The organism is Stenotrophomonas sp. Steno-Z10-HUANG (genome assembly GCF_056393075.1).
Genome location: NZ_JBWJPA010000014.1, coordinates 31,055 through 44,913, shown reverse-complemented (window position 1 = coordinate 44,913; position 13,859 = coordinate 31,055). Strand labels below are relative to the sequence as shown.

The following is a 13,859-nucleotide window of genomic DNA, read 5'->3' as shown; positions in this document are numbered from 1 at the left end:
GTGGAAACGGCGCTGGCGCCCGCGCGGGCGCGGGCTATTTGATGAAGCTGTACTGCAGGCTGCCCTGCACGCGCAGGGTGTCGGCGCTGCGGCCGTCCTGCAGCCGCTGCTGGCCGTAGAGCACTTCCATGCCCATCGTCCACGACGGCGCCGGGCTCCAGATCAGGTTCAATGCGGCGTACTGGCTGCGGCGGAAGGCGTCGCCGGCCAGCGCCCCGGCATCGCCCAGGTACAGGCGGCCGTAGACCAGGTTCGAGCGCCACATGTCCGACCAGTAGTGGGTGTAGCCGAAGAAGCCGCCGTGCAGCGGCAACGCCCTGAGCCGGCCGTCGGCATCAATCGCCGCGTCCAGCCCCGAGCCGGTGAGGTCGGCGGTATAGCGGGCGATGCCCTTGCCGCCGACCAGCCCGAACAGCAGCAGGTCGCGTTCGGCCACGGTGTAGGAGCCGCTGAGCTGCAATCCGCCGCCGAAGGTCCGGTCGGCGCGTCCATCACCGTCGTAGCCCAGGCTGCGGGCGACCGCTCCCAACTGCAGGTGGCCCCACTCGCGCTCCATGCGCGCCACCAGGCTGATGTCGGGCAGGCGTTCGGTGCTGATGTCGGCATCGCCGGCAGCGGCCAGCTGCGAATCGGGGTCCTCGGCGGCCAGGGTCAGCGTGTTGCCCTTGCCCAGTGCGAAACTGTGGTGGATGCCGGCCACCAGCAGGTAGCCGGCGGCGCCGGGGCCGGCGAAATCCAGCGTGTCGGGCAGCGAATCGGCATCCATGAACGTGGCGTAGCCGTAACCGGCGTAGGTGTTGCCCAGCTGCCCGTAGGCATGCCGCAGACGGAACTGGTAGCCGTCGCTGCTGCCGAAGAAGTCGTTCTCAAGGTAGAAGCGCAGCGCGCCATGGGTGGTCGGCCGGCGCGCCTCGAAGCTGAAACGGGTCTGCTTGGCGTGCATGCCGAAATGCGCGACATCCCGGTGCGGGCCGCCGACCGGGATGGACGAGGGAATGAACTGCTCGTTGTCGCCGGCGGCATGGTTGTCGGCGATGGCGTCGAGCTTGGCATAGCCACCGAGGCGGATCCGGGTCTGGGTGCCGGGGATGGCGAAGAAGCCCTTGAGTTCCGGGTCGGTGGGCGAGGCCGCGCTGTCCGGGCGCGATGCCGCGGTGGACGGGTCGGCGACCGAATCGCGGGGCGGGAGGATGGACGCCGCGGCCACCGCGGTCCGTGCGCTGGCGGGCGCTGCCGGTGGGGGTGCCGGGGGTGGCGTGGCCTGCGCGCCGGTTGCCGCGGGAGTGTCGGGCGGCGCGTGGCCCTGCTGGCGTTCCAGCGCGTCCAGGCGCGCGGTCAGGGCCTGCAGGTGCGCCTGGGCCTGGCTGATTTCCTGCCGCAGTGCGCTGACCGAGTCCTGCGCGAGCGCGGTTCCCGGGGCCAGCAACAACGGCAGCATCGCAAGTGCGCGTGGTTTCATCGCCTGTCCCAAGCTCTGCAAACACCACGTCGCGCCGGGCGCTTGCCCGGGCGCGGCTTCTGTCGGTCGTCGCGGGCGCTCCGGCGATTCCCGATGTCCGGCGACGCCCGCCTGGTCAGGCTGGCGCGGGTTTCATGACGGGGGTGTGAAACCTGGGTGGAGGCAGTCGTTTCTGGAACGCCAGTCACGCGGCGACCGCGCGTTCATGGGCGGCGCGGGCGGGACCGGCGGGGCAGGATGGCGCGTACAGCGCGCGCCGGCCGGCCGCATGGTGCGGCGAGGGCGGCGCGAGGCACCGTACGGCGGCTCAGCCGTCCGCGTCGGGCGTCCCCTCGGCCAGTGGTGCCCGGGTGCCGTCGAGCAGGCCGCGGCTGAGCTTCCCGTTTTCGATGAACAGCAGTTCGCCGTTGTCGCCGTTCTTGATGCTGCTGTCGATGGCGATGACGCGGCCGCCGTGGAAGGTGCTCACGTGCGCCATCGAGGTATGGCCGACGACGATGCGCTCCAGCCCCAGCCGCTCGAGCAGGGCCTGCACGCCGGCGGTATCCAAGCGGCCGTCGAAGTAGCCGCGGTACCAGATCGGGCTGGTCTTGCCGTCGTACAGCGGCGCGGTGGCCGGATCGGCCTTGACCTCCGCCTTGGGGCGCCCGAGCGATGCCTGGTAGGCGGCATTGGTGGCGGCCGGGTCCAGGGCCAGCTGCAGCGCCTCGGGGGAGATGCCGCCGTGCAGGAACAGCGTGTCGCCGACCCGCAGCAGCACCGGGCGGGTGCGCAGCCACTGCCCGATCACCGAATCGGCGCCGTACAGCTGCGGGTAGCTGCGACCGAGCAGCCGCGCGCTGCGCAGGTACTTGGGGTTGACGTAGCGCAGGTCGTCGTACAGCACCATGGTCTCGTGGTTGCCGAGCACGAAATGCACCGCACCGCCGGCCGCGGTGGCCTGCTGCTGCAGGCCGTACAGCAGCCAGAACACGTCGGTGACCTGCGGCCCGCGGTCGAACACGTCGCCGGCGATCACCAGCGTGTCGCGGCCCAGGGTCCAGCGGTCCTGTTCGTCGATGACGCCGTGGGCGCGCAGCAGTTTCACCAGCAGGCCGTACTGGCCGTGGATGTCGGACACGGCGACGATGCGCGCGGCCTGCGGCAGTACCGCCGTGGCCACCGGCAGCGGTGGCGCCACCGCGACCGGGTGCGGATAGCCGCAGCGCGCCGCAACCGTCGCCTGCGCGTCGTCCCATACCTGCTCCTGCACCGCGTCGTCGCAGATCCAGCGGGCGCGCAGATGGCCGTTTTCCCGGAACACGTAGGGACCGTCGGCATCGACATGCGCGGGCTCGGCCAGCGGCGGGGCGGCCAGCGCGGCGGTGCTGGCGAGCAGCACCCAGCAGGCCAGGAGCATGCGGCGGAACGACGGGCGGCAAGTCGGCATCGGGCTTTCCTGTGGCGGTGGCAGCCCGATCATGCCACGTGCCCGGTGCGCTGGCCCGCGTCCGCTCAGCCGCGCTGCAGGGCGATCCGTCCCGGCGCTTCCGGCAGCGAGCCGTCGGCCAGCACCACGCGGTTGCGGCCGCGCTTCTTGGCCTGGTACATCGCCGCGTCGGCACGGGCCATGACCCGCTCGTAGTCCGGATGGCCGTCATGCACGGCCACGCCGATGCTGGTGGTGATCGCCAGCGCATCGCCATTGGCCAGCGCCACCGGCGACTCGGCCACGCGCCGGCACAGGCTGTTGGCGATCACCAGCGCCTGCGGCTCGTCCACCGCCACCAGCACCACCACGAATTCCTCGCCGCCGTAGCGGAACACGTAGTCGCTGCCGCGGGTGAACTGGCCGAGGATGGTGGCTACGTGCTGCAGCGCGCGGTCGCCCACTTCGTGGCCGTGTTCGTCGTTGATCGCCTTGAAGTGGTCCAGGTCCAGCAGCAGCACCGCGAAGCTGCTCTGCGATTTGGCCGCCAGTTCGATTTCGCGGCGCAGCACGGTGGGCAGGAAGCGCCGGTTGAGCAGGTTGGTCAGCGTGTCGCAGCCGGCGTCGAGTTCGCCGATGCGTTCGAACAGCATGCCCAGCAGGCTGCGGACCTGGCTGACGCGGCTGCGGATGTCCTGCAGCTGGATGGCGCGCACGCGCGGATCGTTCTCGCCGCGCAGGGTCTGCTGCAGGGCGTTGTCGATTTCGCCGATGAGTTCGCAGATCTGCCGGGTTTCGGCGCTTTCGCCAAAGCTGGGCACGCCCTTGTGGGTGAACCACAGCCCGAACTCCGAGCCGGCCAGCGACGGGAAGCCGGCGGTGTCGCACTGGCTCGCCAGGGCGTAGAGCAGGGTGTTTTCCCAGTCCAGCAGCAGCGCGCGCTGGCGCTCGCGCTCGGTGCCGACGTTCTGCACCAGCGAGAACAGGCGGTAGGCGGCATCGGTACGCGAGGAGCGTTCGCGCGCGTTGGAATAAGCTAGGGTCATGCCTTCCAGCGCGATGTCGAACGAGGCGGTGAGGCTGGCCACGGCCGCATGCGCGACCTGGCCATGGCCGGCCAGTGCGGCGATGGACTGGAACAGGCGCTGCTTGAGCACGCGGGTGCCGCGCGTCACCAGGTCCACCGGGATGCCGACGCGGGCATGCACGTCGCCGATCACCCGCTGCGCGGCGATCAGCCCCTCGACGTCGTCCGGCGTGGCGCGCAGCAGGCCGTTCACCCAGCGTTGCATCGCCGGCTGCAGGCGCGTGCGCACCTGCTCGTGCGACAGCAGGCGCGAGGCGCGCGGGTCGCCCATCATCACCTGGTAGAAATGCACCGCCATCGCCGCCGCGTCGGTTTCCGCCAGCGCCGCCAGCACCTGCGTGGCTTCGGGGCCGGCCTCGACCAGGTTCCTGCGCCAGTCCGCGGCAAGGCTGTTGTCGTCGTGGTCGGCGCGGGCAGGAGCGGTGTTGGGCATGGCGATGGCGGGGGGACGTGTCGGGGGCGAAGAGACATTATCGGCCGTAGCGGCTACTGTTTGAGGGCTTATCCGCAACGGTCCATGCCAACGTGTCGTCCAGCGCTTTTGCCCCCGTTTTTCCGCCGGCGCGTCCGCAGCCGCTGCACATGATCCGGCTCGTCCCCGTTCAGCTTTGCCCGCCGCTCGGAGGCGCGCCATGTCCGTGATCAGCGCCGGGCCGTTTCCGCTGATGGCAGTGCTGGGTCTGATCGCGGCCCTGATCGCCTGGTTGTTCGCGCGCGGCGTTGCCAGCGCCGCCGATGGCGGACGCCGCCGCGCCGGCGCGGTGGTGCTCGACGCGTTCCTGCTCGGGGTGCTGGGCGCGCGCGTGGTGCATGTGCTGTGGCATGCCACGGACTACCTGCCGCAGCCGCTGTCGATCATCCGCCTGGGCGATGGTGGGTACTCGGTGGGGGCTGGCGTGGTCGTGGCCGCGGTGTACGCGCTGTGGCGGACCCGGCGCCAGGCGCCACGCAGGCCGGTGCTGCTCGGGTTGGCCGCGGGCGCCGTGTTCTGGCTGGTCGGCGGCATGGCGCTGTTCGCGGTGCAGCGCTCCACCATCGTCCTGCCCGACATCGTGCTCACCGACATGCAGGGCGCCGCGGTGCCGCTGTCCACGCATGCCGGCAGACCGCTGGTGATCAACCTGTGGGCGAGCTGGTGCGGCCCGTGCCGGCGCGAGATGCCGACCCTGGCGCGCGCGCAGGCGGAGCATCCGCAGGTGGCCTTCGTGTTCGCCAACCAGGGCGAGGACGCCGGCGAGGTGGCCGATTACCTGCGCGCCGAAATGCTGGCGCCGGGGAACATCCTGCTGGATCCGGAGTCGGAGCTGATGCGCCTGACCGGCGCGCGCGCGCTGCCGACCACGCTGTTCTTCGACGCCGATGGCCGGCTGCGCCGCGCGCACATGGGCGAACTGTCGCGGGCCACGCTGGAGGCGCGCCTGCGCGAGCTGCAATGACTTCCCGATTCCTTCCGTGAGATATGTGATGACCCGTTCCCGTCCGCTCCTGTTCCTGCTCTCGGCCACATTGCTGGCGCCGGTTGCCTGTGCCCGCGACGGCGGTGCCACGCCACCGGCATCCCCGCCGGCAGGCACTACCGCCACCGCCGAGCCGGAGGTGGTCAAGACCCTGCGCGGGCAGGGCGTGGAGTTCATGGGCACGTTCGACACGCCGGTGGGATTGACCGGCTACGCCGGCGTCGCCGGGCAGCGGCCGCTGGCGGTGTACGTGTCCAGCGACGGGCAGCATGCGATCGTCGGCACCCTGGTCAATGCCAAGGGCGAAGACGTCGGTGCCGCCAGGCTCAAGGCGCTGGTGTCCGGGCCGATGGGCGCCAAGCTGTGGCAGCGGGTCGAGGCCAGCCACTGGGTGGCCGACGGCAAGGCCGACGCGCCGCGCATCGTGTACGCCTTCAGCGACCCCAACTGCCCGTACTGCAACCGCTTCTGGGAGGCGGCGCGGCCGTGGGTGGAATCGGGCAAGGTGCAGATCCGGCAGATCCTGGTGGGCGTGATCCGCGAGGACAGCGCCAACAAGGCCGCGGCGATCCTCGGCGCGGCGTCGCCGGAGCAGGCGCTGCAGCAGAACGAACGCGACTTTTCCCGCGGCGGGATCAAGGGCGTGGCCAAGGTGCCGGCCGCGATCGAGGCCAAGCTGCGCGACAACGAACTGGCGATGCTGGAGCTCGGGTTCCAGGGCACGCCGGGCATCGTGTTCAAGGACGCCGACGGCAGCGTGCAGACGCGCTCGGGCCTGCCGCAGGGCGATGACCTGCAGGCGGTGCTGGGGCCGCGCTGATCGCGGCGCCCGCGGGCACCGCGCCATGGCGGCCGGCGGCGATGTAATAGTCTCCGCCGCGCCGGGCTGACTAAGCTGGCGGGGTCCTGCACGGAGCCCGCCATGAGCCACGACCACAACCACGTCCCCAGCGAGATACGCCACGAAAAGCCCCTGTGGTGGGCGCTGGCGCTGACCTCGTCCTACCTGGTGGTGGAGGTGGTCGGTGCGTTCATGACCAACAGCCTGGCGCTGTTGTCCGATGCCGCGCACATGGCCACCGACGCGCTGGCGCTGGTGATCGCGCTGACCGCGGTGCGGCTCAGCCGGCGCCCGGCCGACGCGCGCCGCACCTATGGCTACGCGCGGCTGGAAGCGCTGGGCGCGCTGGCCAACGGCGGCCTGCTGTTCGCGGTCGGCCTGTACATCCTGTGGGAGGCCGTGGGCCGCTTCCGCGCGCCGCAGCCCATCGCCTCCACCGGCATGCTGTGGGTGGCCGGCTTCGGCCTGCTGGTCAACCTGATCGCCATGCGCCTGCTCAGCGCCGGCAGCGGCGAGAGCCTGAACGTCAAGGGCGCCTACCTGGAAGTGTGGAGCGACATGCTCGGCTCGGTGGCGGTGATCATCGCCGCGCTGATCATCCGCTTCACCGGCTGGACCCTGGTCGACCCGATCCTCGCCGTGCTGATCGGCCTGTGGGTGCTGCCGCGCACCTGGGTGCTGCTGCGCGACGCGCTGAACGTGCTGCTCGAAGGCGTGCCCAAGGGCATCGCGCTGGCCGAGGTGGAGCAGGCGCTGCGCGGCCATGCCGGCGTCACCGACATCCACGACCTGCATGTCTGGGCGCTGGGCTCGAGCACGCCGGCGTTGACCGCGCACGTGGTGACGGCGGCCACCGGCCAGGACGCGGACACGCTGCGGCGCACCCTGGCCGCCATGCTGCACGAGCGCTTCGGCATCGACCACGTGACCCTGCAGGTGGAGGCCGACCATTGTGGCGATGCCTGCGCCGTGCACGCGCGGCAGGGCGCGCACGCCGATGGCGACCACGACGGCCACGATCACGGGCATTGAGCGGCGTTGCCGGCGGCTGGCGGGAAGCGGCGTATCCTCGCGGCAGGACACCGGGCAGCGGAGGCCGTGCATGAAAACCGCGCAGGAAATCGTCGATTCGCGCCTCGTGCTGCGTTCGCTCTGTGCCGCGCTGGCGCTGATGGGCATGGCGGCGATGGCGTATCGGGTGCATCAGGTCGCCATCGGCCGCATCCCGTTTGATTATTGGCTGCCGGTGTCCCTGCTCGGCGCACTGTATGCCGTATGCCTGTTCGGCCATGTCGCGCTGAAGGGCCGGCTGCCCTCGTTCATGGCCAGGGCCGGCGGTCCGGCAGGGGATTGATCAGCGCGGTCACCACCGCCGGCCTTGCCACGGCAGGTGCGCGGCTTGCCTCCCACGCTGTTGCCACAACGGAAAGGCCCATGCGGGGCAAGCCCCGCACCTGCGCAGGTGGGCGCCTGCCTGCGCCGTGCGCGGATCGTACGAGGTCCCGACCACCGATCATCGAGAGGATCCAACCACCGCCGGCATTGACGCGGTAGGTGCGAGGCTTGCCTCGCACGCTGTTGCCCCAACGGAAAGGCCCATGCGGGGCAAGCCCCGCACCTACGCAGGTGGGCGCCTGCCTGCGCCGTGCGCGGATCGTACGAGGTCCCGACCACCGATCATCGAGAGGATCCAACCACCGCCGGCATTGACGCGGCAGGTGCGAGGCTTGCCTCGCACGCTGTTGCCACAACGGAAAGGCCCATGCGGGGCAAGCCCCGCACCTACGCAGGTGGGCGCCTGCCTGCGCCGTGCGCGGATCGTACGAGGTCCCGACCACCGATCATCGACAGGATCCAACCACCGCCAGCATTGACGCGGCAGGTGCGAGGCTTGCCTCGCACGCTGTTGCCACAACGGAAAAAGCCCCATGCGGGGCAAGCCCGGCACCTGCGCAGGTGGGCGCCCGCCTGCGCCGTGCGCGGATCGTACGAGGTCCCGACCACCGATCATCGACAGGATCCAACCACCGCCGGCATTGACGCGGTAGGTGCGAGGCTTGCCTCGCACGCTGTTGCCCCAACGGAAAAAGCCCCATGCGGGGCAAGCCCGCATCTCCGCGCAGGTGCCGGTGTCTCCACCCGGCAAGTCGTCAATGCCGGGGAATGCAGCCCAGCGCGCTGAGTACGCCATGCAGGGCCGGTACCTGCATCAGCCATGGGGCGGCGATGGTCAGCAGGCCGGCGGCGAGGATGAAACCGGCCAGCGCCATGCGCAGGCCCGGGCGTTGCAGCCCACGGCCGATGCGCGTGCCGGACCAGGTTAGCGGCACCATCACCGGCAGGGTGGCCAGGCCGAATACCGCCATCACCAGCGCGCCGCCCAGTGCGTTGGCCTGCAGCCAGGCCACGCTCAGCAGGCTCAGGCTCAGGCCGCACGGCATCCAGCCCCACAGCGCACCCAGCGCCAGGCGGCGCCAGGCGCGGTCCGCCGGCAGCAGGTGCCGGTGCAGCGGCCGCAGCCATTGCCACAGCTGCTGGCCGGGACGGGCCAGCAGGTCCAGGCGGCCGCCGCGGCCGAGCAGGCGCAGCGCCAGCAGCACCAGGGCGAGGCCGGCGGCGACGCGCACGCCCAGCGCCAGGGTGTCGCTGCGTGCCAGCCGCAGGATGCCGCCGCCCAGTCCGCCGGCCAGCGCGCCGGCCACGGTGTAGCCGCTGACGCGGCCGAGATTGGCCTGCCAGGCCACGCCCAGGGCACGGCCCGGGGCCATCGCCGGGAAGCCGGTGGCGATGCCGCCACACATCACCGCGCAGTGCAGCCCGCCGAGCAACCCGGCGACGAACGCGGCGGTCAGGACCGGGATGTCCAGTGGCAACACGGTCAGTCTTCGCGGGCCGGGTCCGCGCTGCCGCGGCGGTCGTCGCCCGCCTGGACCGGGGGCGGCGCGGGGCGGTCGTTGTCTTCCAGGATGTCCAGCGCGGGGGTGTCGAGGTCATCGAACTGGCCGCGCTTGACTGCCCAGACAAAGGCGCCCACGGCCGCGCCCAGCAGCACCAGGCTGATCGGGATCAACATCAGCAGGATGGCCATCAGGGTGCCTCCGTGGGGGTCTTGAGCCGCGCCAGGCGCAGCGCGTTGAGGGTGACGATCAGCGACGACAGCGCCATGCCCAGCGCCGCCAGCCACGGCGTGACCCAGCCGGCCGCGGCCAGCGGCAGCGCCAGCAGGTTGTAGCCGGTGGCCCAGGCCAGATTCTGGCGGATGATGCGCTGGGTGGCACGCGCCAGGGTGACCGCGGCCGGAATCCGGCGCAGGCCGCCGCCGGTGGTGACCAGGTCGGCGGCGCGGTGCGCCAGCGAGGCGCCTTCGCCCATGGCGATGGAAACGTCGGCGCCCGCCAGCACCGGCGCGTCGTTGAGGCCGTCGCCGACCATCGCCACCACCCGGCCTTCGGCCTGCAGGCGCCGCACCAGCGCCAGCTTGTCCTCCGGCGACTGCCGCGCGTGGGCATCGTCCAGCCCCAGCGCCGCGGCCATGCGCCGCACCGCCGCTTCGCCGTCGCCGCTGGCCAGGTGCACGCGCAGGCCCTGCGCGCGCAGCGCGGCGAGCGCCTGCGCTGCGTCGTCGCGGGCGCGTTCTTCCAGCACGAAGCGGGCGGCGGCGCGCTGGCCGTCGCCGAGCCACAGCGCACCGTCGTCGGGCTGCGCGGCGGCGAAATCGGCCCGGCCCAGGCGCCAGTGGCGGCCATCGACCATGCCCTGCACGCCGCGCCCGGGAACCGCCTGGACCTGCGTGGCGGGCAGCGCGGCGGCATTGCCGCGGGTGAAGGCGGCGGCCAGCGGGTGGCCGCTGTCGCGCTCCAGTGCGGCGGCGATATCCAGCGCGGCGGCCGCATCCAGCGACGCATCCAGCACCTGGGTGGCGGCCAGCACCGGGCGGCCGTCGCTGAGCGTGCCGGTCTTGTCGAACACGATGTCGGTGGCGCGTGCCAGCGTATCCATCGCGTCCGCGCGTACCGCCAGCAGGCCGATGCGCGCCAGCGCGCCATGCGCGGTGGCCAGTGCCGCCGGCACCGACAGCGACAGCGCGCAGGGGCAGCTGATCACCAGCAGGGCGAGGGTGACTTCCAGTGCGCGTTCGGGCTGGTAATGCCACCAGCCGGCGAACACGACCAGCGCCACCGGCAGCAGCGCCAGCACGAAGCGGCTGCCGATGCGGTCGGCCAGCCGCGCCAGCGCCGGCCGGTGCGCCTGCGCCTGTTCGACCAGCCGCGCCAGCTGTGACAGGCGGGTGGCGGTGCCGGTGAGGGTGACGCGCAGCCGCGCCGGACGCTCGCGGCATACGGTGCCGGCATAGACCGGCTCACCGGGTTGCTTGCGTACCGGTTCGGATTCGCCGGTCAACAGCGCTTCCTCGAACCATGCCTCGTCGCCGTCGCCGCCGAGCAGCACGCCGTCGGCCGGTACCGCCTCGCCGGCGGCCACGCAGGCCACGTCGCCGACGCTCAGTGCCGCCAGCGGTACCGCCTCGCGCTGGCCGTCGGCGCGCTCGCGGGTGGCGAACGCCGGGCGCGCGCGGGCCAGCGCGTCGACCTGGGCGCTGGCCACCGCGCGCGCGCGTTGCTCCAGCATGCGCGCGGCCAGCAGCAGGAACACGAACATCACCGCCGCGTCGTACCAGACATGCGGGCCGCCGCGGAGGGTCTCGAACAGGCTGGCGAAATAGGCGAGCAGGGTCGAGCTGGCGATCAGCACATCCATGCCCAGGCGGCGTTCGCGCAGTTCGCGCATTGCCCCGGACAGGAACGGCCAGCCGGAATAGAACACCACCGGCGTGCACAGCAGGAACGTCAGCCAGCGGAAGAAATCGCGGGTCGGCACCGGCATGGTGCTGTTGAAGTCCAGGTACAGCGCCTCGGCCAGCATCATCGCCTGCAGCATGCCCAGGCCGGCGATGCCCAGCCGCAGCAGCCAGCGCCGGCGTTCGCGGGTGCGCTGCCGCTCGGCGGCCTCGCTGCCGGCCAGGTACGGGCGGTAGCCGAGCATCGCCAGCCGCCGCAGCGGCGCCGACAGCGCGGTCCGCGCCGGGTCCCAGGCGATGCGGATGCGGCCGGTGACGGCGTTGGCGCCGCAGTCGATCACGCCCGGCTCGCGCGCCAGCGCGCGATCGATCAGCCACGCGCAGGCCGCGCAGCGCATGCCGTCGGTGAGCAGGGTGATCTCGCGGCCGCCGTCGACCGGGCGGCTGTGCTCGGCCTGCACGTCGGCGCGGTCCCAGACCGCAAGGTCGGGCAGGTCCTCGCCGACGCGCGCGGCATTGGCGCTGCGCAGGCGGTAGTACCCGTCCAGGTCGGCGCTGGCGATCCACTCGGCGGCGGCGGCGCAGCCGTGGCAGCAGAACGCGTGCGTGCCGCCGCCCAGCGCCGCCATGTGGGGCTGGGCCGGCAGTGCTTCGCCGCAGTGGTGGCAGGTGCCGGTGGCCGCCATGACGGCGGGCGACCGCGCCGGATCGGCGATCACGTCCGGGCTCAGTGTGCCCCGCCCAGCGAGGGGGACAGGCGTGCGGCGTGCTGCTGTTTCGGCAGCCGGCCGTGCAGGCGCCAGCGGCCGTCGGCGTCGCGCAGCTGCACGACCCAGTCGTGCTCGCCGTCCACCGCCTGCTCGACGCGCCAGCCCGGGCCCTGCGGCAGCAGTTCCAGGCGCAGGTCGTCGGACTGCCGGGTGGGGTGTTCCAGCACCAGCTGCAGCGCCGCCGCGCTGGCGAACCTGCCGGTGGCCGGCAGCACTTCGACCACGCCGTCCTCGACCCGCAGCACCGCGCTCAGGCCCAGCTTGGCGGCCGCTTCATCCGGCCCCAGGTCGGTGGTCTGGATCTGCGACACGCGCTGTACCGGGTCGGACACGACATCGGCGCCGCCGGAACGCACGGCAACGATCACCAGTCCGACACCGGCCACGATCGACAGCAGCGGCAGGCCGACCACCAGCCAGAACACGGGGACCCGCCAGGGGGATTTCGGACGTTCGTTCATTGCACCGGACCAAAGAAACTGCTTTCGACGACGCGCTTCTCGTCGCCCCCCTCGCGCTCGACCACGAAGCGCAGCGCGCGGCGGCCGCTGACCTGGCCGTCGGCGACCACGTTCAGTGCCACCGGCAGCACCTGCTCGGGGCCGGCCTGGACCTCGGTCTGGCCCTGCAGGCGCAGGCCGGCGTCGGCAGGCTCCAGGGTGATGCGGTAACGCCGCGTCTCCTGGCTCTTGTTGATCAGCTTGAGCGTGTAGTCGTTGGCGATGGTGCCGTCGGCGGACTGCCGGTACAGCGCATTACGGTCGCGCAGGACTTCGGCGATCAGCTCGCTGCGGTGGCCCACGCCCCACACCCAGGCGCTGCACAGGCCCAGCAGCAGCAGGCCGTAGACGAAGATGCGCGGGCGCAGCACGCGGGTCGGCTTGCCGTCGATGGCGTTCTGCGTGGAGTAGCGGATCAGGCCATGCGGGTAGCCCATCTTGTCCATGACTTCGTCGCAGGCGTCGATGCAGGCGCCGCAGGCGATGCATTCGTACTGCAGGCCGTTGCGGATGTCGATGCCGGTCGGGCAGACCTGCACGCAGATGGTGCAGTCGATGCAGTCGCCCAGTTCCTCGGGCGCGAATTTCGGCAGCGGCGCGACTTCGGCCAGGTCGCCGTCCCAGGTGATCGTGCCCTTGGCGTGGGCGGCCTGGGTGGCGGCGGACGGATGGCGGCCGGCACGGAACACGTAGTCATAGGCGACCGACGGGATCAGCAGGCCGCGTGCGCGCTCCAGCACGCTGCCGAGGCCGCGTTTGCGCGGGCCGCGCGGTTCGCCGCGCATCGGGTCGTAGGCGATCAGCAGCGTGTTGCGGTCGAACATCGCGCTCTGGAAGCGCGCATACGGGCACATGTACTTGCACACCTGCTCGCGCAGGACGCCGGCGTTGCCCCAGGTGGCCAGCGCGTAGAACAGTACCCAGAAGGTCTCCCAGCCGCCCCATTCGAACGGCAGCAGGCGTGCGCCCAGGTCCTTGATCGGGGTGAAGAAGCCGACGAAGGTGAACCCGGTCCACAGCGCGAACAGCAGCCACAGCAGGTGCTTGCTGCCCTTGCGCAGCACCTTTTCGCGGTTCCACGGGCCGGCGTCGAGTTTCATCCGCCGCGGGCGGTCGCCCTCGGTCCAGCGCTCCATCCACAGGAAGGTCTCGGTCCACACCGTCTGCGGGCAGGCATAGCCGCACCACAGCCGGCCGGACAGCGCGGTCGAGAAGAACAGGGTCATCGCCGCGATGATCAGCAGCAGCGCCAGGAACAGGAAGTCCTGCGGCCAGAACACCAGCCCGAAGATGTAGAACTTGCGCGCGGGCAGGTCGAACAGCACCGCCTGGCGGCCGTCCCACGACAGCCACGGGAACACGTAGTACATGCCCAACAGCCACACCACCGCGGCCACCCGCAGGCGGTTGAAGCGGCCCGAGACATCGCGCGGGTAGACCTTGCGCTCGCTGACGTAGAACGAATTGCCCTGTTCGTCCACGACATCCAGCGGAATGCGCTTGCTCATGGCGTGCGTTCCATGGGGGCTGGCGGGGGAG

12 protein-coding genes are annotated in these 13,859 nt (G+C 71.7%); 4 read left to right on the top strand and 8 right to left on the bottom strand.

Going from position 1 to position 13,859, the window contains the following annotated elements; all coding sequences use genetic code 11:
• Positions 1 to 34: 34 nt before the first annotated feature.
• From AC06E6_RS15995 to AC06E6_RS15985, 3 genes are all read right to left on the bottom strand, one after another.
• Positions 35 to 1,459: a DcaP family trimeric outer membrane transporter gene (locus AC06E6_RS15995; protein ID WP_478061991.1), complete on the bottom strand. Its 1,425-nt coding sequence runs from the start codon at positions 1,457 to 1,459 to the stop codon at positions 35 to 37.
• A gap of 307 nt (positions 1,460 to 1,766) precedes the next feature.
• The gene (locus AC06E6_RS15990) at positions 1,767 to 2,888 is read right to left on the bottom strand and encodes a metallophosphoesterase (protein WP_240211575.1); all 1,122 of its coding nucleotides are present in this window, start codon (positions 2,886 to 2,888) and stop codon (positions 1,767 to 1,769) included.
• A 65-nt stretch (positions 2,889 to 2,953) separates the two neighbouring features.
• Positions 2,954 to 4,387 carry a GGDEF domain-containing protein gene (locus tag AC06E6_RS15985; protein WP_240211574.1) on the bottom strand — a complete coding sequence of 478 codons (1,434 nt, stop codon included), beginning with the start codon at positions 4,385 to 4,387 and terminating at the stop codon, positions 2,954 to 2,956.
• 199 nt (positions 4,388 to 4,586) lie between these two features.
• Between AC06E6_RS15985 and AC06E6_RS15980 the strand changes: the two genes are divergently transcribed.
• The 4 genes from AC06E6_RS15980 (at position 4,587) to AC06E6_RS15965 (ending at position 7,606) form a co-directional block, all read left to right on the top strand.
• Positions 4,587 to 5,390, top strand: coding sequence for a TlpA disulfide reductase family protein (locus AC06E6_RS15980; RefSeq protein ID WP_240211573.1), 804 nt, complete (start codon positions 4,587 to 4,589; stop codon positions 5,388 to 5,390).
• 28 nt (positions 5,391 to 5,418) lie between these two features.
• Complete coding sequence (gene dsbG, locus AC06E6_RS15975) at positions 5,419 to 6,231, top strand: thiol:disulfide interchange protein DsbG (protein ID WP_240211572.1); 813 nt, start codon at positions 5,419 to 5,421, stop codon at positions 6,229 to 6,231.
• 102 nt (positions 6,232 to 6,333) lie between these two features.
• On the top strand, positions 6,334 to 7,284 hold the full coding sequence (locus AC06E6_RS15970; protein WP_104938397.1) for a cation diffusion facilitator family transporter: 951 nt from the start codon (positions 6,334 to 6,336) through the stop codon (positions 7,282 to 7,284).
• 70 nt (positions 7,285 to 7,354) lie between these two features.
• Positions 7,355 to 7,606, top strand: coding sequence for a hypothetical protein (locus AC06E6_RS15965; RefSeq protein ID WP_240211571.1), 252 nt, complete (start codon positions 7,355 to 7,357; stop codon positions 7,604 to 7,606).
• A 796-nt stretch (positions 7,607 to 8,402) separates the two neighbouring features.
• Here the strand turns inward: AC06E6_RS15965 and AC06E6_RS15960 are convergent.
• From AC06E6_RS15960 to AC06E6_RS15940, 5 genes are read right to left on the bottom strand one after another with little or no spacing between them, the layout of a single operon-like run.
• The gene (locus AC06E6_RS15960; protein WP_240211570.1) at positions 8,403 to 9,128 is read right to left on the bottom strand and encodes a sulfite exporter TauE/SafE family protein; all 726 of its coding nucleotides are present in this window, start codon (positions 9,126 to 9,128) and stop codon (positions 8,403 to 8,405) included.
• A gap of 2 nt (positions 9,129 to 9,130) precedes the next feature.
• Positions 9,131 to 9,340: a cbb3-type cytochrome oxidase assembly protein CcoS gene (ccoS, locus tag AC06E6_RS15955; RefSeq protein WP_240211569.1), complete on the bottom strand. Its 210-nt coding sequence runs from the start codon at positions 9,338 to 9,340 to the stop codon at positions 9,131 to 9,133.
• A complete protein-coding gene (locus AC06E6_RS15950) occupies positions 9,340 to 11,769 on the bottom strand; it encodes a heavy metal translocating P-type ATPase (RefSeq protein WP_240211568.1) in 2,430 nt (809 codons plus the stop codon). Before AC06E6_RS15950 ends, ccoS begins: the two co-directional genes overlap by 1 nt.
• A gap of 8 nt (positions 11,770 to 11,777) precedes the next feature.
• A complete protein-coding gene (locus AC06E6_RS15945) occupies positions 11,778 to 12,281 on the bottom strand; it encodes a FixH family protein (RefSeq protein ID WP_240211567.1) in 504 nt (167 codons plus the stop codon).
• Complete coding sequence (locus tag AC06E6_RS15940) at positions 12,278 to 13,828, bottom strand: 4Fe-4S dicluster domain-containing protein (RefSeq protein WP_240211566.1); 1,551 nt, start codon at positions 13,826 to 13,828, stop codon at positions 12,278 to 12,280. The genes AC06E6_RS15945 and AC06E6_RS15940 overlap by 4 nt, the downstream gene beginning before the upstream one ends.
• Between the last annotated feature and the right edge of the window lie 31 nt (positions 13,829 to 13,859).

What these genes read in the sequence shown, in the direction of transcription:
- AC06E6_RS15995 (WP_478061991.1), bottom strand. Translation starts at nt 1,459, where the DNA reads ATGAAACCACGCGCACTTGCGATGCTGCCGTTGTTGCTGGCCCCGGGA.
- AC06E6_RS15990 (WP_240211575.1), bottom strand. Translation starts at nt 2,888, where the DNA reads ATGCCGACTTGCCGCCCGTCGTTCCGCCGCATGCTCCTGGCCTGCTGG.
- AC06E6_RS15985 (WP_240211574.1), bottom strand. Translation starts at nt 4,387, where the DNA reads ATGCCCAACACCGCTCCTGCCCGCGCCGACCACGACGACAACAGCCTT.
- AC06E6_RS15980 (WP_240211573.1), top strand. Translation starts at nt 4,587, where the DNA reads ATGTCCGTGATCAGCGCCGGGCCGTTTCCGCTGATGGCAGTGCTGGGT.
- dsbG (WP_240211572.1), top strand. Translation starts at nt 5,419, where the DNA reads ATGACCCGTTCCCGTCCGCTCCTGTTCCTGCTCTCGGCCACATTGCTG.
- AC06E6_RS15970 (WP_104938397.1), top strand. Translation starts at nt 6,334, where the DNA reads ATGAGCCACGACCACAACCACGTCCCCAGCGAGATACGCCACGAAAAG.
- AC06E6_RS15965 (WP_240211571.1), top strand. Translation starts at nt 7,355, where the DNA reads ATGAAAACCGCGCAGGAAATCGTCGATTCGCGCCTCGTGCTGCGTTCG.
- ccoS (WP_240211569.1), bottom strand. Translation starts at nt 9,340, where the DNA reads ATGGCCATCCTGCTGATGTTGATCCCGATCAGCCTGGTGCTGCTGGGC.
- AC06E6_RS15945 (WP_240211567.1), bottom strand. Translation starts at nt 12,281, where the DNA reads ATGAACGAACGTCCGAAATCCCCCTGGCGGGTCCCCGTGTTCTGGCTG.
- AC06E6_RS15940 (WP_240211566.1), bottom strand. Translation starts at nt 13,828, where the DNA reads ATGAGCAAGCGCATTCCGCTGGATGTCGTGGACGAACAGGGCAATTCG.